The organism is Chryseobacterium sp. GW821-FHT04C04, from assembly GCF_059420365.1.
Genome location: NZ_JBWKTO010000004.1, coordinates 531,445 through 550,708 on the forward strand (window position 1 = coordinate 531,445; position 19,264 = coordinate 550,708).

General features: G+C 35.5%; 20 protein-coding genes. All 20 read left to right on the forward strand.

Features of this window, described 5'->3' with window-relative positions; genetic code table 11:
* Nucleotides 1–11 precede the first annotated feature (11 nt).
* Nucleotides 12–1,589 (forward strand): F0F1 ATP synthase subunit alpha, encoded by a 1,578-nt coding sequence (gene atpA / locus AC07UM_RS15850; protein ID WP_494684063.1) that lies wholly within the window; start codon nucleotides 12–14, stop codon nucleotides 1,587–1,589.
* A gap of 76 nt (nucleotides 1,590–1,665) precedes the next feature.
* Nucleotides 1,666–2,529 carry an ATP synthase F1 subunit gamma gene (gene atpG, locus AC07UM_RS15855; RefSeq protein WP_494684064.1) on the forward strand — a complete coding sequence of 288 codons (864 nt, stop codon included), beginning with the start codon at nucleotides 1,666–1,668 and terminating at the stop codon, nucleotides 2,527–2,529.
* Nucleotides 2,530–2,796: 267 nt separating this feature from the next.
* Entirely contained in the window at nucleotides 2,797–4,155 is a 1,359-nt protein-coding gene (locus tag AC07UM_RS15860) for a hemolysin family protein (protein ID WP_494684065.1), read from the forward strand.
* Nucleotides 4,156–4,165: 10 nt separating this feature from the next.
* Nucleotides 4,166–4,471: an ATP-dependent Clp protease adaptor ClpS gene (locus AC07UM_RS15865; RefSeq protein WP_124531814.1), complete on the forward strand. Its 306-nt coding sequence runs from the start codon at nucleotides 4,166–4,168 to the stop codon at nucleotides 4,469–4,471.
* Nucleotides 4,472–4,680: 209 nt separating this feature from the next.
* Nucleotides 4,681–5,295, forward strand: coding sequence for a uridine kinase (gene udk / locus AC07UM_RS15870; RefSeq protein ID WP_045497309.1), 615 nt, complete (start codon nucleotides 4,681–4,683; stop codon nucleotides 5,293–5,295).
* 5 nt (nucleotides 5,296–5,300) lie between these two features.
* Entirely contained in the window at nucleotides 5,301–5,657 is a 357-nt protein-coding gene (locus tag AC07UM_RS15875; protein ID WP_103234308.1) for an FtsB family cell division protein, read from the forward strand.
* Between the two features lie 125 nt (nucleotides 5,658–5,782).
* Nucleotides 5,783–6,946: a methylmalonyl-CoA mutase family protein gene (locus AC07UM_RS15880; RefSeq protein WP_494684066.1), complete on the forward strand. Its 1,164-nt coding sequence runs from the start codon at nucleotides 5,783–5,785 to the stop codon at nucleotides 6,944–6,946.
* Between the two features lie 218 nt (nucleotides 6,947–7,164).
* Nucleotides 7,165–7,605, forward strand: coding sequence for a DinB family protein (locus AC07UM_RS15885; protein WP_494684067.1), 441 nt, complete (start codon nucleotides 7,165–7,167; stop codon nucleotides 7,603–7,605).
* Nucleotides 7,606–7,647: 42 nt separating this feature from the next.
* Nucleotides 7,648–8,793: a class I SAM-dependent methyltransferase gene (locus AC07UM_RS15890; RefSeq protein WP_494684068.1), complete on the forward strand. Its 1,146-nt coding sequence runs from the start codon at nucleotides 7,648–7,650 to the stop codon at nucleotides 8,791–8,793.
* 139 nt (nucleotides 8,794–8,932) lie between these two features.
* Nucleotides 8,933–9,211: a hypothetical protein gene (locus tag AC07UM_RS15895; protein ID WP_103235351.1), complete on the forward strand. Its 279-nt coding sequence runs from the start codon at nucleotides 8,933–8,935 to the stop codon at nucleotides 9,209–9,211.
* A 156-nt stretch (nucleotides 9,212–9,367) separates the two neighbouring features.
* Nucleotides 9,368–10,747, forward strand: a complete 1,380-nt coding sequence (locus tag AC07UM_RS15900; RefSeq protein WP_494684069.1) for a dipeptidase — start codon at nucleotides 9,368–9,370, stop codon at nucleotides 10,745–10,747.
* Between the two features lie 208 nt (nucleotides 10,748–10,955).
* Nucleotides 10,956–11,876: a T9SS type A sorting domain-containing protein gene (locus AC07UM_RS15905; RefSeq protein WP_494684070.1), complete on the forward strand. Its 921-nt coding sequence runs from the start codon at nucleotides 10,956–10,958 to the stop codon at nucleotides 11,874–11,876.
* A 210-nt stretch (nucleotides 11,877–12,086) separates the two neighbouring features.
* Entirely contained in the window at nucleotides 12,087–13,010 is a 924-nt protein-coding gene (locus AC07UM_RS15910) for a T9SS type A sorting domain-containing protein (protein ID WP_494684071.1), read from the forward strand.
* An 80-nt stretch (nucleotides 13,011–13,090) separates the two neighbouring features.
* Nucleotides 13,091–13,798 carry an SDR family oxidoreductase gene (locus AC07UM_RS15915; RefSeq protein ID WP_047374432.1) on the forward strand — a complete coding sequence of 236 codons (708 nt, stop codon included), beginning with the start codon at nucleotides 13,091–13,093 and terminating at the stop codon, nucleotides 13,796–13,798.
* A 149-nt stretch (nucleotides 13,799–13,947) separates the two neighbouring features.
* Nucleotides 13,948–14,694, forward strand: a complete 747-nt coding sequence (locus tag AC07UM_RS15920) for an electron transfer flavoprotein subunit beta/FixA family protein (protein ID WP_103232816.1) — start codon at nucleotides 13,948–13,950, stop codon at nucleotides 14,692–14,694.
* 49 nt (nucleotides 14,695–14,743) lie between these two features.
* The gene (locus AC07UM_RS15925) at nucleotides 14,744–15,691 is read left to right on the forward strand and encodes an electron transfer flavoprotein subunit alpha/FixB family protein (RefSeq protein WP_494684072.1); all 948 of its coding nucleotides are present in this window, start codon (nucleotides 14,744–14,746) and stop codon (nucleotides 15,689–15,691) included.
* Nucleotides 15,692–15,871: 180 nt separating this feature from the next.
* A complete protein-coding gene (locus tag AC07UM_RS15930) occupies nucleotides 15,872–16,471 on the forward strand; it encodes a bifunctional nuclease family protein (RefSeq protein WP_103232814.1) in 600 nt (199 codons plus the stop codon).
* A gap of 22 nt (nucleotides 16,472–16,493) precedes the next feature.
* Entirely contained in the window at nucleotides 16,494–17,876 is a 1,383-nt protein-coding gene (locus AC07UM_RS15935; protein WP_494684073.1) for a nucleoside permease, read from the forward strand.
* Nucleotides 17,877–17,992: 116 nt separating this feature from the next.
* Nucleotides 17,993–18,544, forward strand: a complete 552-nt coding sequence (locus tag AC07UM_RS15940; protein WP_494684074.1) for an RNA polymerase sigma factor — start codon at nucleotides 17,993–17,995, stop codon at nucleotides 18,542–18,544.
* The gene (locus AC07UM_RS15945; RefSeq protein ID WP_494684075.1) at nucleotides 18,510–19,220 is read left to right on the forward strand and encodes a hypothetical protein; all 711 of its coding nucleotides are present in this window, start codon (nucleotides 18,510–18,512) and stop codon (nucleotides 19,218–19,220) included. The genes AC07UM_RS15940 and AC07UM_RS15945 overlap by 35 nt, the downstream gene beginning before the upstream one ends.
* Nucleotides 19,221–19,264: the final 44 nt, after the last annotated feature.

Sequence of the window (19,264 nt, forward strand, 5' to 3'; positions counted from 1 at the left end):
ACAACCATACAATGGCAGAAATAAATCCGGCAGAAGTATCTGCGATCTTAAAACAGCAATTGGCCAACTTCGATACTCAATCCAACGTTGAGGAAGTAGGTACAGTTTTAACCATCGGTGATGGTATTGCTCGTGTATACGGGTTAGAAAACGTACAATACGGAGAGTTGGTGAAATTTTCTAGTGATGTAGAAGGTATTGTACTTAACCTTGAAGAAGACAACGTAGGTGTTGCTTTACTTGGTGAAAGTAAATTAGTAAAAGAAGGTGATACAGTAAGAAGAACAAACAGAATCTCTTCTATCAAAGTAGGAGAAGGAATGTTAGGAAGAGTAGTAGATACTCTTGGTAACCCTATCGATGGTAAAGGTCCTATTACTGGGGATTTATACGAAATGCCATTGGAAAGAAAGGCTCCTGGAGTTATCTTCAGACAGCCGGTAACTGAGCCTTTACAATCAGGTATCGTTGCAATTGATGCGATGATTCCGGTAGGAAGAGGTCAGAGAGAGCTTATCATTGGTGACAGACAGACAGGTAAAACTACTGTTGCGATTGATACGATCATCAACCAAAGAGAATTTTTTGATGCAGGTAACCCTGTATATTGTATATATGTTGCGATCGGTCAGAAAGCTTCTACTGTAGCACAAATCGTTAAAACGCTTTCTGATAAAGGAGCTTTAGCCTATACTGTAATCGTTGCGGCTAACGCATCAGATCCAGTTCCAATGCAGGTATATTCTGCAATGGCAGGAGCATCTATCGGGGAGTTCTTCAGAGACACTGGTAGACCAGCGCTTATCGTTTATGATGATTTATCTAAACAAGCTGTTGCTTACCGTGAACTTTCTCTACTATTGAGAAGACCACCGGGCCGTGAAGCTTACCCTGGAGACGTTTTCTATCTTCACTCAAGACTATTGGAAAGAGCTGCAAAAGTAATCACTGATGATAACATTGCTAAGCAAATGAACGATTTGCCAGAGTCTCTTAAACCAATCGTGAAAGGAGGAGGTTCATTAACTGCTCTTCCAATCATCGAAACTCAGGCTGGTGACGTTTCTGCATATATTCCTACAAACGTAATCTCTATTACAGACGGACAGATCTTCTTGGAGTCTGATCTATTCAACTCAGGGGTTCGTCCAGCGATCAACGTTGGTATCTCTGTATCGAGAGTAGGAGGTAATGCTCAGATCAAATCAATGAAAAAAGTTTCTGGTACTCTTAAATTAGACCAGGCTCAATATAAAGAACTAGAAGCGTTCGCGAAATTCGGTTCTGATCTTGATGCTTCTACTTTAGCAGTAATCTCTAAAGGAGAAAGAAACGTAGAAATCCTTAAGCAGCCGGTAAATGCACCACTTCCTGTAGACAGTCAGGTAGCGATCGTATATGCTGGAACAGAAAACTTAATGAGAAACGTTCCTTTGAACAAAATTAAAGAATTCCAACACGAGTATATCGAGTTCCTAAGATCTAAGCACCCTGATACTATGGCTGCTATTAAGTCTGGAAAAATCGATAACGATATTACAGGTGTTCTTAAGCAGGCTGCTAACGATTTAGCTTCTAAATACAACTAAAAAAATAAATGTTTAAGGTTTAAAATATAACGTTTTAAGCCTTAAACTTTAGACCATAAACTTTGAACCCAAATTAATGGCAAACTTAAAAGAAATACGAGGAAGAATTACGTCAATTTCATCTACGATGCAGATTACCCGTGCTATGAAAATGGTTTCCGCTGCGAAACTTAAAAAAGCACAGGACGCAATCGTAATGCTAAGACCATATTCTGAAAAATTACAGGAGCTTATCCAGAATGTAAATTCTAGCTCAGATCCTGATCAGATTTCTGTATATGCTCAGAAAAGAGAGGTTAAAAGAATACTTTTCATCGCTGTTACTTCAAACAGAGGTCTTGCAGGAGCTTTTAACTCTTCAATTGTAAAAGAGCTTAACCTTCAGTTTCAGAACAATTCTCAATATGAGGTTGAAGTTCTTCCTGTAGGTAAAAAAGCATTTGATGCTGTAAGAAGAAGCCGTTCGGTATATGCTAATGGAAGTTCTGTTTATGATAATCTGAACTTTGATGCAGTTGCTCATATCACTGAAGGAGTAATGACAAGTTTCAGAGAAGGTAAATTTGACGAAGTATATGTTATCTACAATAAATTCGTTAATGCAGCGACTCAGGAAGTAACAACAGAACAACTTCTTCCAATCCTGATGCCTGAAAATACAGAGCCACAGGTGGAAACAGATTATATCTTTGAACCTAACAGAGCTGAGATTCTGGATAACTTGATTCCAAAGTCTATCAAAACTCAGGTTTTTAAATCAATCCTGGATTCAGTAGCATCTGAACACGGAGCGAGAATGACAGCAATGCACAAAGCTACAGACAATGCAGAAGCTTTGAGAAATGATCTTAAGATCTTCTACAACAAAGCAAGACAGGCTGCAATTACCAACGAAATCTTGGAAATTGTTTCCGGAGCAGAAGCTTTGAAAAATTCATAAAGAATTATTTTAACATACAATTAAAGCACCGATATATTCGGTGCTTTTTTATTTATATGAGGTTAAAACCGCTGTTTACCACCCAAAAGTTCTCTTTTTACGGAGAAATGAAAGTTACCCTTCAGTTATTTTTTTATTGGAAAATAGCCATATCTTATCGCTTCATATTTTTCTTTCAAAAAATACTCAATTGAAATAATCTATCCCGATTCAGGTTATTTTTATTTTGCATATCTTTGTAGCTAATAAAATTTATATAACTTCTAAATGGACTCGGACATAGTCAGGCTTTTGCTGGCCTTATTTCTTGTTTTACTAAATGGCTTTTTCGTAGCCGCAGAATTTTCAATTGTTAAAGTTCGTTACTCACAAATTCAGATAAAAGCCGCAGAAGGCAATTCTATGGCTAAACAGGCAGAGCATATCATCAAACATCTTGATGAATATCTTTCCGCAACACAATTAGGAATTACATTGGCATCACTTGCCCTTGGATGGGTAGGGGAAAGTGCCCTGCATCATATTGTTGAAAATATTTTCGTGTCTTTGAGCATTGAATTGACTCAGACAACGATTACTACAATTTCGGTAGTGACAAGTTTTGTATTGATTACCATTATGCATATTGTATTTGGTGAGCTTATTCCAAAATCAATCGCGATCAGAAAATCTGAAGCAACCACTATGGCAACTGCGGTTCCATTGAGGGTTTTTTATACGGTTTTTAAACCATTTATCTGGTTGATGAACTCGATGTCAAATGGTTTCCTTAGATTGGTTAAAATTCATCCGGCTTCCGAGCAGGAAATCCATTCTACTGAGGAACTTCAGCTTTTGGTAAAACAAAGTGCTGATAGCGGAGAAATTGAGGAAGAAAACTATGAGATCATCAAAAATGCATTTGATTTTACAGATCACTCTGCTAAACAGATCATGGTTCCAAGACAAAATATTACTTCCATCGATTTTGAAGAAGATGTCAACGACATTATCAACAAGATTATGGATAGCGGATATTCTCGTATTCCTGTATATATTGATTCTATTGACAATATCATTGGTATTTTCTATACAAAAGAAATCATCAGAGAATTTGTTAAAAGAAAAGGAGAGCTGGATCATGAAGACCTTAAAGACCTGATGCGTGATGCGTTTTTCGTAGTAGAAAGCAAGAAAGTCTCAGACTTACTGAAAACATTCCAGCTTAAAAAACAACATATTGCTATCGTTATAGACGAATTTGGAGGAACTGAAGGAATTATCACATTAGAAGATATTCTGGAAGAACTGGTAGGAGAAATTCAGGATGAAGAAGACGATGAAGAAAAAATCGTTGATAAAATAGCGGACAATACCTATTGGGTACAGGCTACACAGCCTTTAGACGAAATCAATGAATTCCTGCCAAAAAGACTTCCTCTTTCCGAAGAAAGTGAATATAATTCATTAGCAGGATTCATTCTTTATGAGTTGGAAGAGATCCCGGAAGAAAACCAGGAGTTTGATCTTGAAGATTATCACTTCAAAATTCTGAAAATGAATAATAAGAGTGTAGAGCTTGTAGAGCTGATCTATCAGGAACCTAATGCTATAGATCATTTAGCAGATAAAATTGGAGAAGTTTAAAACCGTTAGGATGAATTTTTATAATAGCATAAAAGATTACGAAAACCCAAAACGTCAGTATGAAGAAGAAGTCCTCGTTCTGGATGATACAGATGAAGTCTATAAACTCGTATTGCATAACGATGATATTCACACATTTGATTATGTAATAGACTGTCTGATTGAAATCTGTAAACATTCTTTGGAACAGGCCGAGCAATGTACAATCCTTGTTCACTACAAAGGTAAATGTACTGTAAAAACAGGCTCAATGGATGTTTTGAAACCAATGCATGACAAATTAATTTCGCGCGAATTAACAAGCGAAATCGTATAAAATAAAAAACCGACAAATTAATTGTCGGTTTTTTTTATTAAATCCGGAGATGAAAATCAAGTAATGGCAATACATCACAAAGAGTAATGGCCTTTCAGGAAATCTTTTAATCTTTAAATGCTTTACTCTTTTAATTTCTCAATATTCTTACATTGTCATATTTTATCTAAAATAGTATATTTGTACCAACTATAAAGAAACAAAAAAGAATGCTTGTAATAGGAATTGCCGGTGGTACTGGATCCGGCAAAACTACAGTTGTTGATAAGATACTTCAGCAGCTTGATATTGAGGGAATGAATATCCTCTCTCAGGATAATTATTATCACGACAACCAAGGTCTGACACTGACAGAAAGAGAGGCTCTGAATTATGACCATCCGAAGTCTATAGATTTTGAATTATTGATAAAACATGTGAAAGCTTTAAAAAATAACGAACCTATTGAACAGCCGATTTATAGCTTTGTCACGCATTCCAGAACAGGAGATCATGTCACTGTAGAACCTAAAAACGTATTGGTAGTAGAAGGAATTCTGGTGTTGACCAATAAAGAACTACTGAAAGAGTTTGACCTGAAAGTATTCGTTCATGCAGACTCTGATGAAAGGCTGATCAGGAGGATCAGAAGAGATACCCAGGAAAGAGGGAGAGATCTGAGCGAAGTACTACACCGTTATCAGACTACTTTGAAACCAATGCACCAGGAATTTATCGAGCCATCTAAAAATGATGCCGATCTTATTATCCCTAATATGAAACAGAATTCCGTAGCCATTGATTTTTTAACTACCGTTATTAAAAACTCGTTGAAAAAACATTAAAAAAAATGGAAGAGAACAACCTTATCAAAGACATTCAGCCGAAATCTGAAACATTCAAACTTATCCAGAAATATGTTTTGAATAAGTATACCATTACGATCTGTCTGTTTTTGGTATGGATGGTTTTTTTCGATAAAACCTCATTTCTTGTTATTAACGAACTGAATGGTGAGATTCACAAGTATGAAGAGCAGCTGGATTATTATAAAAAAGAATATGATAAGAACGATGCTTTTTATAAAAAACTGATGAACAACAAGTCAGAGAAAGAAAAATACGCAAGAGAAAATTATTTTATGAAAAAACCGAATGAAGAAATCTTCATTTTGGTGGTAGACAGCACAAAGGTGCCTAAAAAATAATAGAAGTCGAATAAAATAGGTCAATGGTGAATAGTCAATTCGCTTTGCTTGTCAATTTTTCAAGTCAATGGAAATTCACTTGTGGGGCCAACTTCATCATAGACAATTCATAAAAAATAAAACTAATGTCAAATACAGATATCCTTTCAAACTGGGAGAGTTTAGTCAAAAAACAACTTAAAACAGAGGACATTTATCCCATTTTAGAAAAACAGAATCTAGAAGGAATAGAGGTGAAGCCTTTTTACACAGAAGTTCAGAAACCTTTGGTAAACCTGCCTAGAGTTGAGGAAAGTACTCATTTGGTAGCAAGATACCATGAAAGTTTGGAAGATGAAGTATTTGCATTTATGTTGGATCACAACGTAGAAAATCTTGATCAGAAAGCAATTTTTGTCAATAATAAAGACCTTGCAGGACACATCAGTCCCAAAGAGGAGGACCAGTATTTTTCTTTGATCGATGTTTTTAATGAAAAAGAAGGAAAGATTGATGATCAGCTGGCAAAAGAATTATTGGCAAAGGACTTTAAAAGAAATATTTGTGTAGATATTTCCCTGCACCAGAATGCCGGAGCGGCTATTTATCAGCAGCTGGGTATTGCTTTAGCAAAAGCTAAGGAATTGATGGAAGTATATGGAGCAGCAATTTTAAATAAACTGATCTTCAGGATAGCAGTTGGCGGCAGTTATTTCTTTGAAATGGCAAAACTGAGAGCTTTTAAAATACTTTTCAACCAGCTTTCCAAGGAATACGGGATGGATGAAATCCCTTATATCTTTGCAGAAACTTCGCAGAGAAATAAGGCCATTTCTGATAATGAAAACAATCTTATCCGTTCAACCTTAGAGCTTGCTTCGGCAATGATAGGAGGAGCAGATGCTGTTTTTACCAATAACTACCTTGTAGCCGGAAGTACGGATAACTCGGAAGAGATTTCTTTCAAACAACAGATTGTTCTGGCTTATGAAAGTATTATCAATGTATTTGAAGATGCCTCTAACGGAAGTTACTATATCGAAGACATTACTCAGCAGATTGCAGAAAAGTCATGGGCTCTATTCATTGAAATCGAAGAAGCAGGAGGGTATCTTGAACTTATAAAGCAGGGAGTTGTACAGAAAAAGATCTATGATCACGCTGTTGAAGAACAGCAATGGATTGAAGAAGTGAAAATAAAGCTGATAGGAGTGAATTTATACCCTAAATTAGATGTTAAAAAGTCTATTGCAGATCTTTACAACGAAAAAGAAATAAAAGCAGTACGTTGGGCTGAAATGTTTGAATAAAACATTAATCATACTATGAAAAAAGTTGTCTAATTTAATTGCATTATACAATGATTTCCATAATAAACTTGAAGAAAGCAAATTTTTGAGGGGACCTATTAAATTTGTTAATGAGAATGAATTTCTATTATTCTTTGACTTTGAAAATAAAAACCCGACAAATATTGTCCCCAAATGTGTTGACATTGTATAAAGATAAAAACTTATAGTTTTTAGTAATGAAAGAAAAACTGATTGACTTATTTGAATACACCTATCATTTCAACCGTGAAATGATTAAAATTATTTCTGAGAATAAAGAAGCTTTGGATGAGAAGACAATCAGTCTCATTAATCATACAATAAATGCACAGCAGATCTGGAATGCAAGAATATTGGGCGAAATAACTTTTGAAGTCTGGCAGATCAATCTTTTTGAATCCCTTGATGAAATCAACCATGGGAACTTTATTAAAAGCATTAATATTATAAATAATCTTGATCTGGAGAAAAGAATAGAATATCAGAATTCAAGAGGGACAAAGTTTGATAACAGTATTTTTGAAATGCTTTTTCACATGGTCAATCACTCTACTTACCACAGAGGACAGATCAATTCTTTGTTGAAACAGAATGGTATAACCCCGCTATTGACTGATTATATTTTTTATAAAAGATAATTTTTAGCATACTATCAATCATTTACAATCTGGGAAAAATCTGTGGTTAAAATACTAAATAAAGACGTTCAACATTATATCAATGCAAATCTGAATACAGATTTACATGCATTATTACTGAAAAAATCTCCATTTCCAGAAGTTTCCATGCAGGAAATTGTACAGCAGATCAAAGGAAAACAGGTAGCAGAAAGAAAATTTCCTTTTCTTTTGAAAGAAGGCATTATTTTTCCGCCACAGTTGAATCTTGAACAGGCTTCATCAGAAAAAACAGCCCTATACAAATCCGGAATTTTGAAAGGAAGGAAATTCATTGATCTGACAAGCGGCTTTGGTATAGATGCTTATTATCTTTCTCAAAATTTCGAGGATATTACTCTGGTAGAGCAAAATACAGAGCTTTTAGAGATTGTTGAAAATAACTGGAATACTTTGGGCCGTCAGGCGAGATTTATCAACCGTAAACTGGAAGACTTCCTGAATGAGAATCAGGAACAGTTTGACGTTATTTACCTTGATCCAGCCAGAAGAGACCAGCATAAAAATAAAGTTTTTCTTTTGGAAGACTTGTCTCCTGATATTCTTGCAATTCAGGAAAAGTTACTTTCTATCTCCAATCAGGTGGTCATTAAGCTCTCTCCGCTTATTGATCTTAAATATCTTGTTTCAGTGTTGCCTGGTATTTCAAGAATTGAGATCATTGCTCTGAAAAATGATGTAAAGGAAGTCGTTGTTTTTTTATCTAATGAAAATAAGGATGGAATTATATGCAGCTGTGTGAACCTTGAGAGTGGTGAATCTGCTTTTACCTTTACATTTGGAGAAGAAGAAACTGCAGAATCGGAGTATTCGGAATCCGAAAAGTACATTTATATTCCTAATAACGCTATTTTGAAGGCGGGTGTCTTTAATTTAATTTCAGAAAAATTCGGATTAAAAAAACTTCACCCCAACAGCCATTTTTATACTTCCAACGAAAAGAAAGAGGGATTTCCAGGGAGGTTTTTAGAAATTGAATCAATTGATTCTAAACAGATTAAGAAGAAAAGCCAATTCAATATCATTTCAAAAAACTATCCTTTAAAACCTGAGGAAATCAAAAAGAAATACGGGTTGAAAGATGGAGGAGAACACTACCTTATTTTTACACAATCCAAAAAAGGGAAAATTATTTTAAAATCAGTATAAAAATGTTGCTGAAAAATATAGGATTTCTTAATTTTGGGCAATCAAAAATATAAGCATGAAATCGCTCGCTGTTTAAATAACCAGAACAGACTCAAATAAAGCGGTTTTATATGACTTTAAAAAAAAATAAATTTTGCATATGAAAAAATTGATTATATGTTTAGCTATTGCAACTGTAGCTGTAAGCTGTAAAAAAGTATCTGCTGGTGGGAATAAGAATACTCTAAAACTAGAAGAAGGAGTAGAAAGATATTCTGATGACGCACAAGGAGGAGAAGCTCACGGACACGGTCATGAGGCTGCTGCTGCCGCTGAAGGACACAAAGAAGAAGCTGCAAAACCTGAAGCTCACAAAACAGACAGTACTGCTGCTGCAAAACCTGCTGAAGCAGAAAAAGCTCCTAAAGCTGAACACTAATTAGTCGTATAAGATATACAAGTGCCCTGTTTCTGCAGGGCATTTTTTATGAAAAAGATGGCTATAGGGCTCATTAGCATAAGGTTCAGAAAATCCTGCATTTTTGCTTGGTCCTGCCGGGCATTTTTTTTAATTTTAACAAAATAAAATTTTACAATGCAAGAGACATTAAATTACATTAACGAAAACAAACAGCGTTTCGTGGATGAATTATTTGAGTTATTGAGAATTCCTTCTATTTCTGCAGATCCTGCGTATAAAGATGACGTTTTGAAATGTGCAGATGTAGTGGCAGCATACCTTAAAAATGCAGGCGCTGACAATGTTGAAATTTGCCAGACAAAAGGGTATCCAATTGTTTTCGGAGAAAAGATTTTAGATAAAAGCTTACCTACAGTATTGGTATATGGACATTATGATGTTCAGCCGGCTGATCCATTGGAACTATGGACAAAACCACCTTTTGAGCCTTATATTGAGAAAACTGAACTTCACCCTGAAGGAGCCATTTTTGCCAGAGGTTCTGCAGATGACAAAGGACAGTTCTTTATGCATTTGAAGGCTTTCGAAGCCATGATGAAAACCAATGCTCTTCCTTGTAATGTTAAGTTTATTCTGGAAGGAGAAGAAGAAGTAGGGTCTGTAAGCTTAGGAGAATGGGTAAATGAAAATAAAGAGAAATTAGCTTGCGACTGTATCTTAATTTCCGATACTCATATTTACAGCAACGAACAACCGACTGTTACCACAGGATTAAGAGGTTTAAGTTATGTAGAAGTAGAAGTGGAAGGTCCAAACAGAGACCTGCACTCAGGTCTTTACGGAGGAGCCGTTCCAAACCCTATTCACGTTCTTTCAAGAATGATTGCTAATCTGATTGATGAAAACGGTCATATTACCATTGATGGGTTCTATGATAATGTAGATACGGTTTCAGATGCAGAAAGAGCTGAAATGAACAAATTGAAAGATAATCCGGAGGAATTCAAAAAATCAATCGGATTAAGCAATATTGAAGGGGAGAAAGGATATACAACCTTAGAAAGAACGTCTATCCGTCCTACGTTAGACTGCAACGGGATCTGGGGTGGTTACACAGGAGAAGGCGCGAAAACGGTAATTCCTTCAAAAGCATTTGCCAAAATTTCAATGCGTTTGGTTCCTTACCAGACTCCTCAGGAGATCACAGAGAAATTCACGAAATATTTCGAAAAGATCGCTCCGGATACAGTAAAAATTAAAGTAACACCTCACCACGGAGGAATGCCTTATGTTTTACCAACGGATACTAAAGAATTTGCTGCGGCAAAACAGGCTATGGAATCAGCATTCGGAAAAGAAGTTCTTCCTTACAGAGGAGGAGGAAGTATTCCGATTACAGCCATGTTTGAGCAGGTTTTAGGAGCTAAGTCTGTATTGATGGGCTTTGGGTTGGATTCTGATGCGATTCACTCTCCAAACGAGCATTATGGATTATTTAATTTCTATAAAGGAATTGAAAGTATTCCATTGTTTTTTGAAAATTATTCAAAATAATTCAATAAAAATAAAATAGGGTAAGGTATTTCTGCAAAGAAATGCCTTATTTTTTTGCTTTTTTGAATCAAATAATAGGCTTTTAAGCTTTTATTTTCAGGAATTTGAAAATTAAATCCCTGAAAATAAAACGGTTATTTTTTATTTGCAATAAGTTATTTCACCATTCGTGGAAAGTTTATATTTTTAATACAAAACTTGATTTACCATGAAAAAATACTACTCAATTGCATTTATGATTTGTTCAGTGTGCATTTTAGCCCAACAAACTGTATCTTTTGAATCTAATGAAGGATTCAGTGTTGGAAATATCAACGGACAAGCAGGGTGGATCAGTACCCCTACAGGAGGAATGCCGGAAAATGTGACCAATCAGATCATCACTCTAGATAAAGCCAGTGATGGAAGCAGTTCCCTGAGAATTGTCAAAGAAAATGTCTACGGAACCCAGTCTGAACCCATCATCGGAGGCTTTTATAATTTATCTGTACCTCTTCCCTTCAATAACTTTTCGGTATCATTTGATATTAATATATCGCAGCTTAACGGTTCTGATTTTGGTTTTCAAGGGGTGAGCAATATTGATGATCAGTATGTTGTAAGATTGGATTTTGACAAAATGGGATTGATGAAAATTCTGAATACCGCGTCTGGCATACAGGATTTGATTTCTATCCCTTCAAGCTGGCTGCCAAATACCTGGTATAGGTTTAAGGTCGTGGGAACAGCCACGGATGTCAGGTATTACGTTAATGATATTTTAATTTATACAGGATTACCTGCTTCTTCGCTCAATATCAATCAACTGCGTTTTGTACACAATAATGCATTAGGATCTGCTTATATTGATAATATTAAAGTGAATAGTGAACTACAGGTAATGGGAGTTAAAGATTCTAAGATAAATGCTAAAGAAATATCTCTTTATCCTAATCCTGCAACTGATTTTATACATATTAATTCTGCCCGCAAAGTGAAAATTGTAGAGATGTATGACGCTTCCACAAGGCTTGTGAAGACTGAAATAAATAACAACAGAATAGATGTAGGAGGCTTATCAGCAGGTATATATTTCGTAAATATAAAAACAGAAGGAAGAAATTTTACGGAAAAAGTGATTATTAGGTAAATTATTTTATTGATATGAAAATAGGTCTGTTTTTCAGTGTATTGTTTTATTTATAGATGGTTTTTTGGAAATCCAACTTTCCTGTAGGTTTAATATCTTTATTCGTTTTGATTAAAATATATTATGTTAATTAGGTATTAAGTGTAAAATATTAACCTGTTTGGCTTTTTTAATTAAAAAACATATATTTGCTCAAAACAAATAAATATCATGAAGAAGCTTTACATTTTCGCAATTTCGTTGATTTCAATATCATCTTTTGCTCAACAGACTATTTCTTTTGAAGCCAGTGAGGGATTTACAGCAGGTAATATCAACGGGCAGCAGGGTTGGATATCAACCAGTGATGGGGAAGTACCGCCGACTTATATAACAAGCCAGTTGGTATCGGCTGAAATGGCAACTCAGGGCTCAAATAGTTTTAAAATAACACCAGATCCACTTTTTGGTCCACAGCAGAGTCCTGTAATAGGTGGTTTTTATACCTTTACTGCACCATTAACGTATAATAGCTTTACACAATCATTTGATGTAAGACTTACCCAAAAAAATACATCAACTTCAGATTTTGTATTCAGAACAGTGAGTACGGCAGGAGCAGGAAGTATTGTTACCTACATCAATTTTTCTTATGATGGGAAAATTTTAGTTGCTACTGCAGGTTCAGCAAATTTAGTAGATACCACTCAGACCTGGAATGCGAACACATGGTACAGAGTTAAAGTAGTTTCTACAGCTAACGGAATCCAATATTACCTGAATGATACTCTTATCTATACAGGACAGCCTTATAGTAACAGTAATATTAACAGGATGGATTTTGTACACGATAATTATGGAGGTTCTGCTTATATCGATAATATCAAAATTAATAATGAAGCATCATTGTCTACAAAAGATGCGGTTAAAAATGATGTGAAACTAACCATCTATCCAAACCCGGCAACTGAATTTATAAAAATCACAACTCCTAACAAGATAAAACATGTTGAAGTGTATGACATGTCAGGAAAAAGAGTAGATGTAACATTGAATGGTGACCAGGTAAATGTAAGAAACTTATCTTCTGGAGCCTATTTACTGAATGTAGAAACAGACGGAAGAAACTTTACAGAGAAATTCATTAAAAAATAATTCCTGATAAATCTTAGGATCAGCAAAACGCTCCAATTGGAGCGTTTTTGTTATTTTAGAGCATTAAAATTTTGAAGCATATGTCAGAAAATAAAACAGCTTATATAACAGGAGGAACCAAAGGTATTGGTTTCGGGATTGCTAAAATTTTACTTGAAAATGGGATCTCAGTAGCATTTTCAGGAAGAAAAAGAGAAGATGTAATGAAGGCGGAAGAAGAGCTTAAACAATATTCAGAAAATGTTTTGGGAATCGTTTCTGATGTAAGAAGCCTGGAAAGCGAGCAGGAAGCTGTAAAATATACAGTAGAAAAATTCGGAAGACTGGATTATATCATTGCGAATGCAGGACTGGGTATTTTTAAACCCGTAGATGAACTGACTGCAGAAGAATGGAATGATATGATAGAAACGAATCTGACCGGTGTTTTTTATACCTTAAAAGCCTCTGTAGAAGAATTAAAAAAGACCGAAGGCTATTATATTACCATCTCAAGCCTGGCGGGTGCCAACTTCTTTGAAAACGGAACCGGCTACAATGCTTCGAAATTCGGAGTGGTAGGTTTCACACAAGCGGCCATGATCGATTTAAGAAAATATAATATTAAGTCCACGGTGATTATGCCGGGTTCTGTAGCCACTCATTTTAATGGAAATATTCCGTCAGAAAAAGACAGTTGGAAGATTCAGCCGGAAGATATGGGGAATCTTATATTGGACATTTTAAAGATGAATCCACGAGTTTTGCCAAGTAAAATAGAGTTTAGGGCAACAAAACCAGCTAAGTAACTACATCTAATGTATTGAATAATAATTTAATAAGTATTATGCATGCATAATATATTTTTTATTTATATTAGCAAAAATTAATTCAAACAAAATCTCTGCATAAACTGTCATGATTTTATGCATTAAAGGGAAAAAATAAAATAGTACACATGAAAATATTAGTTTGTATTAGTAGTGTTCCGGATACTACTTCCAAAATTAACTTTACAGCAGATAAGTCTGCTTTCGACAAAAACGGAATTCAATGGGTAATCAATCCGTTAGATGAATTTGCGTTGACAAAAGCGGTTAAACTTCAGGAATCTCAGGGAGCAACAGTAACAGTAATCAACGTAGGGGATGCTGCTACAGAACCTGTGATCAGAAAAGCTTTAGCAATTGGTGCTAACGATGCTGTAAGAGTAAATCTTGATCCAAAAGATAGCTATTCTACAGCAAAAGAAATTGCAGCTGTAGCTCAAAATGGAGGATATGACCTTATCCTTTGCGGAAAAGAATCAATCGACTATAACGGAGGTTCTGTTCCGGGAATGGTAGCTCAGCTATTGAACCAGCCTTTCGTAAACGCTTCAGTAGGATTAGACGTCAACGGAAGTGAAGCTACTGCAGTAAGAGAAATTGAAGGAGGAAAAGAAACTATTTCTGTAAAATTACCAGCAATTATTGCAGGTCAGAAAGGATTGGTAGATGAAAAAGACCTTATCATCCCGAATATGAGAGGGATTATGTCTGCAAGAACAAAACCTCTACAGGTAGTAGAGCCTACTTCTTCAGAAGTAAAAGTTCAGGGAGTATCTTATGACAGTGTGCCTGCAAGAGCAGCTGTGAAAATGGTTTCTCCTGACAATCTGGATGAATTGGTAAGATTACTTCACGAGGAAGCTAAAGTAATCTAATCATTGATTCTTTAAATTTTTCAGTCTTTTAATTTTTAAATTTAAAAAAATGGCAGTATTCGTATACGCAGAAAATATAAACGGAGTTTACAAAAAAGCAGCTTTCGAAGCAGTTTCTTACGCTAAAGCTGTTGCTGACAAAGCAGGAGATACCGTTACGGCAATCTCTGTAAACCCAACAGATTCTTCAGATTTATTATATAAATATGGAGCATCAAACGTTATCAATATCAAAGACGAAGGTCTTAAAAATTTCTCAGCAAAAGCATTCGCACAGGCTGTAAATGAAGTGGTAGACGGAAACATCATCGTTTTCCCTCATACAACGGATGCTTCTTCAATCGCTCCAATGCTTGCTGTAATGAAGAATTATTCTTTAATCACTAACGTGTTAGAAGCTCCAGAAAGCCTTTCACCTTTTCAGGTAAAGAGAAGAGCATTCTCTGGAAAAGGATTCATGCATGCAAAAGCTGAAGGAAACGGAGTAATTGTTACAGTTTCTCAAAACGCTTTCGGTGTTAAAGAAAATGCAGTATCAGGTTCAGAAGAAGTAAAAAACTTATCAGTAGCCAATGAGGATACTAAAGTGATTTCTCACGAGCAGAGTTCAGGAAAATTAGACCTTAAAGAAGCTGAAATTGTTGTTTCTGCTGGTAGAGGATTGAAAGGACCTGAAAACTGGGGTATGATCGAAGATTTAGCAAACGTTTTAGGAGCTGCTACAGCATGTTCTAAGCCAGTTTCTGATATCGGATGGAGACCTCACACAGAGCACGTAGGACAAACAGGTAAAGCAATTTCACCGAATCTTTACATCGCTGTAGGGATTTCAGGGGCAATTCAGCACCTTGCTGGGGTAAACTCTTCAAAAACGATTGTAGTCATCAATAGCGATGCTGAAGCACCATTCTTCAAATCTGCTGATTACGGAGTAGTAGGAGATGCTTTCCAGATTATTCCTGCATTAACAGAGAAAATTAAAGCAATAAAAGGATAAGAGTCAATTGTAAATAGTCAACCCGCTTTGCTTGTCAATTTTTAATGATTCATCGGTAAAGTAATTCATTATTGACCATTTACAATTCTTTACTATACCAATAAAAGCTCGGCTTTCCGGGCTTTTATTTTTGCGTAAAAAAGTGAAATCACAATAAAAAATTAATCTATATTTGTAGCTATGGATTATAAGCAGCTAATTATTCGCGGAATATCGTACAGCCAGACGCAATCGGGGGCTTACGCATTGTTATTGGAGCATGAAGAAACACACATAAAATTACCTGTTGTTATAGGAAATTTCGAAGCCCAATCCATCTCTCTAGGATTGGAAAAAGACATCCATCCGCCGCGTCCTCTTACTCATGATTTATTTACAAAATTTATAGTTTCTGCCAATTATGAATTGGTTTCTGTTGTTATCTATCAGATTGTAGACGGAGTATTCTTTTCAAATATCAACTTTAAGAATAAAGCAAACGAAGAAGAATTAATCCTTGATGCCAGAACCTCTGATGCAGTTGCAATGGCTGTAAGATTTGATGCACCTATATTTACCACTCAGCAGGTCCTGAACGAGGCTGGGATTTTATTGGAACTGGAAGATGTTTCAAAAGAAGAACAACCTTTCTCAGAAACTGTACAGACAGAAGATAATTTAACATCTCTTTCTATGGAGGAACTTCAGAAATTATTAGAAGATGCCGTGAAAGAAGAAGATTATGATACTGCCCTTGAAATTCAGGAAGAAATCAAGAGGAGGAAAAAGAAAATTGACTAAAGAGATACTTTTTATATAAATTATGAATTTAAAATTACGACTGACCATCCTCAGTTTTCTCCAGTTTTTCGTTTGGGGAGCATGGCTGATTACGATGGCAAACTTTTGGTTTGGCACAAAACATTGGGAAGGAACTCAGTTTGGAGCTGTTTTCGGAACAATGGGAATTGCTTCCATCTTTATGCCTACCATTACTGGGATTATCGCTGACCGCTGGATCAATGCGGAGCGTATATTTTCAGTATTACACATTCTGTATGGGGTTACTCTTTTCATATTACCTCATTCTACAGATCCGAATTCTTTCTTTTCGGTAATGCTTCTGGCGATGTGTTTTTATATGCCTACGATAGCACTTGCCAACTCAATTTCTTATACGATCCTGAAAAATAATAATCTGGATGTTGTAAAAGACTTCCCACCAATTCGTGTATGGGGAACTATTGGTTTTATTGTTGCCATGTGGATTACAAACCTTAGTGGAAACAAAGCTACAGAAGGACAATTTTATATTGGAGGAGCCATCGCGATATTCTTAGGAATTTATGCACTTACATTACCAAAATGTCCGCCGCAAAAGCTTATTGATAAAAATTCGCCATTATCCGAACAATTAGGATTGAATGCATTCAAGCTTTTTGGGAACTATAAAATGGCATTGTTCTTTCTGTTTTCCATGCTTTTGGGAGCTGCACTTCAGCTTACCAATGCATACGGAGACGTTTTCTTAAGTGAATTTGCTCATTTTCCAAAATATGCAGATTCGTTTGTAGTACAGAGATCTACCATTATCATGTCCATTTCCCAGGTTTCAGAAACCTTATTTATTTTGGCAATTCCTTTCTTTCTGAAGAAATTCGGAATCAAAAAAGTAATGCTGATGTCAATGCTGGCATGGGTTCTAAGATTTGGATTCTTTGCTTATGGTGTTCCGGACGGATTCGGGCTTTCATTGATCATTCTTTCATGTATTGTATACGGAATGGCTTTTGATTTCTTTAATATCTCTGGATCACTTTTCGTAGAAACAACGACTGATAAAAAAATACGTTCTTCAGCTCAAGGGTTATTTATGATGATGACCAACGGTTTTGGAGCTGTTTTTGGAAGTTATATTGCAGGTTGGGCAATAGATAAGTTCTTTACACACAAGTTTACGACGGCTTCAGATCTGTCTACTTATCTGGAAACTTCCCCTGATAATCCTACTTTCCTGGAAATTCTGAAAAATAGTTTCAATGCTGCTGTTAACTCAGACGGAACCCTTTCTTCTGTGGTGATGGTAAAAGACTGGCAGCAGATATGGCTTTCTTTCGCCATCTATTCGTTAGTATTAGCGATATTCTTTGCTTTATTATTTAAACATAAACATAACCCGGAAGATGTTTCATCTGTAAAACATTAATCGAAACTTACATTTATTAAGATATTAAATTGCATTTTTGAAAAAAAAATGCAATTTTTTTTTATTTTCAGGCAACCTTTTATAAAATATGCTGTCTTATAGATAGAAACAGATCCATGAAGAACATCGAAGAGAATTTTTTATTGGCTAAAAAACAAGACCGGAGAGGGCAGAAAGCTCTTTACGAGATGTTTTCTCCTAAAATGCTGGCCATTGCAAATTCTTATGTCAATAATCTTCATGATGCAGAAGATATCCTGCTGAATGCCTTTATGAAATGCTTTACCAAGCTTGATGAATGCAGAGACTGGAAAAGCTTTCCGTTCTGGCTTAGAAAGATTATTGTTAATGATTCTATCTCCTTCCTCCGGAAAAATAAAAATATACTCTATGCTGATGTGGAAATCGCAGATGATTATAGTGAAGAAGATCATGAATATCCAGAAGAACTCAATATTGAAGAAATATTTTCTCAGATGCCGGTAGGATATAGACTGATTTTTAACCTCTATGTCTTTGAAGACAAAAAGCACAGTGAGATTGCTGATATTCTCAATATTTCTGAAGGAACAAGCAAAAGCCAGTTGAGCAAAGCAAAAAAATGGCTTGCTGAATTTTTAAAAGCAAAAGAAAATGAAAAAAGAACTCCTGAAACAGTTAAGATCTGATTACGAAAAGCTTGAAATAAAGCCTTCTGCAGATCTTTGGAGCAAATTGGAGCAAATGGATCTGGAAATAGAAAAGAGCTCTGCTATGGGCCCTAAAAAAGCTTTTCAGTGGTGGAAATATGCTGCAGTATTAATTCTGTTGTTTTCGGTAGGGGTATTGCTTTATTTTAATGAAAATCATCCTGTCAATACCATCCATTCAACAGCTCATGCAAAACCGGCAAAAAAGAACATTGAAAAACTTTTTCCAAAAAATCCGGATATCCATATCGCTGAGAATATAAAAACGGAAAACAGTACGAATCAAAAAAGGGGAGAAGAGAATGAAAGTATTCCTCAAGCTTATCAACAGGAAGAAATTGTACAGAAAGAAAGATTCAGCAGCAGTAAAGAAGAACAGATTATAGTTTCTGATTATGAGATCAAAGCTCCTGTATTAGATAGAAATATTGATCTCGTACCCGATAAAGCTTCTTTAGCAGATAAGAAAAAAACAGAATACATCAATGCTGATGAACTTCTGCAGGGGAGAGAATTTCAAAAGAAACGGGAAGAAAATAGAACCGACATCAGAAAATTCGGAACTCTGGATATGACGAAAATTAAGGTTAAAAGTCCAAACTCGTTTAAGGTCTTTGGAGTAACAGTTTTTTCTGATTCACTGGAAAGTAAATAAGCAATCATTTTTTTATCTTAAAAAACTGCCCCAAAATAGGGACA

What these genes read in the sequence shown, in the direction of transcription:
- atpA (WP_494684063.1), top strand. Translation starts at nt 12, where the DNA reads ATGGCAGAAATAAATCCGGCAGAAGTATCTGCGATCTTAAAACAGCAA.
- atpG (WP_494684064.1), top strand. Translation starts at nt 1,666, where the DNA reads ATGGCAAACTTAAAAGAAATACGAGGAAGAATTACGTCAATTTCATCT.
- AC07UM_RS15860 (WP_494684065.1), top strand. Translation starts at nt 2,797, where the DNA reads ATGGACTCGGACATAGTCAGGCTTTTGCTGGCCTTATTTCTTGTTTTA.
- AC07UM_RS15865 (WP_124531814.1), top strand. Translation starts at nt 4,166, where the DNA reads ATGAATTTTTATAATAGCATAAAAGATTACGAAAACCCAAAACGTCAG.
- udk (WP_045497309.1), top strand. Translation starts at nt 4,681, where the DNA reads ATGCTTGTAATAGGAATTGCCGGTGGTACTGGATCCGGCAAAACTACA.
- AC07UM_RS15875 (WP_103234308.1), top strand. Translation starts at nt 5,301, where the DNA reads ATGGAAGAGAACAACCTTATCAAAGACATTCAGCCGAAATCTGAAACA.
- AC07UM_RS15880 (WP_494684066.1), top strand. Translation starts at nt 5,783, where the DNA reads ATGTCAAATACAGATATCCTTTCAAACTGGGAGAGTTTAGTCAAAAAA.
- AC07UM_RS15885 (WP_494684067.1), top strand. Translation starts at nt 7,165, where the DNA reads ATGAAAGAAAAACTGATTGACTTATTTGAATACACCTATCATTTCAAC.
- AC07UM_RS15895 (WP_103235351.1), top strand. Translation starts at nt 8,933, where the DNA reads ATGAAAAAATTGATTATATGTTTAGCTATTGCAACTGTAGCTGTAAGC.
- AC07UM_RS15900 (WP_494684069.1), top strand. Translation starts at nt 9,368, where the DNA reads ATGCAAGAGACATTAAATTACATTAACGAAAACAAACAGCGTTTCGTG.
- AC07UM_RS15905 (WP_494684070.1), top strand. Translation starts at nt 10,956, where the DNA reads ATGAAAAAATACTACTCAATTGCATTTATGATTTGTTCAGTGTGCATT.
- AC07UM_RS15910 (WP_494684071.1), top strand. Translation starts at nt 12,087, where the DNA reads ATGAAGAAGCTTTACATTTTCGCAATTTCGTTGATTTCAATATCATCT.
- AC07UM_RS15915 (WP_047374432.1), top strand. Translation starts at nt 13,091, where the DNA reads ATGTCAGAAAATAAAACAGCTTATATAACAGGAGGAACCAAAGGTATT.
- AC07UM_RS15920 (WP_103232816.1), top strand. Translation starts at nt 13,948, where the DNA reads ATGAAAATATTAGTTTGTATTAGTAGTGTTCCGGATACTACTTCCAAA.
- AC07UM_RS15925 (WP_494684072.1), top strand. Translation starts at nt 14,744, where the DNA reads ATGGCAGTATTCGTATACGCAGAAAATATAAACGGAGTTTACAAAAAA.
- AC07UM_RS15930 (WP_103232814.1), top strand. Translation starts at nt 15,872, where the DNA reads ATGGATTATAAGCAGCTAATTATTCGCGGAATATCGTACAGCCAGACG.
- AC07UM_RS15935 (WP_494684073.1), top strand. Translation starts at nt 16,494, where the DNA reads ATGAATTTAAAATTACGACTGACCATCCTCAGTTTTCTCCAGTTTTTC.
- AC07UM_RS15940 (WP_494684074.1), top strand. Translation starts at nt 17,993, where the DNA reads ATGAAGAACATCGAAGAGAATTTTTTATTGGCTAAAAAACAAGACCGG.
- AC07UM_RS15945 (WP_494684075.1), top strand. Translation starts at nt 18,510, where the DNA reads ATGAAAAAAGAACTCCTGAAACAGTTAAGATCTGATTACGAAAAGCTT.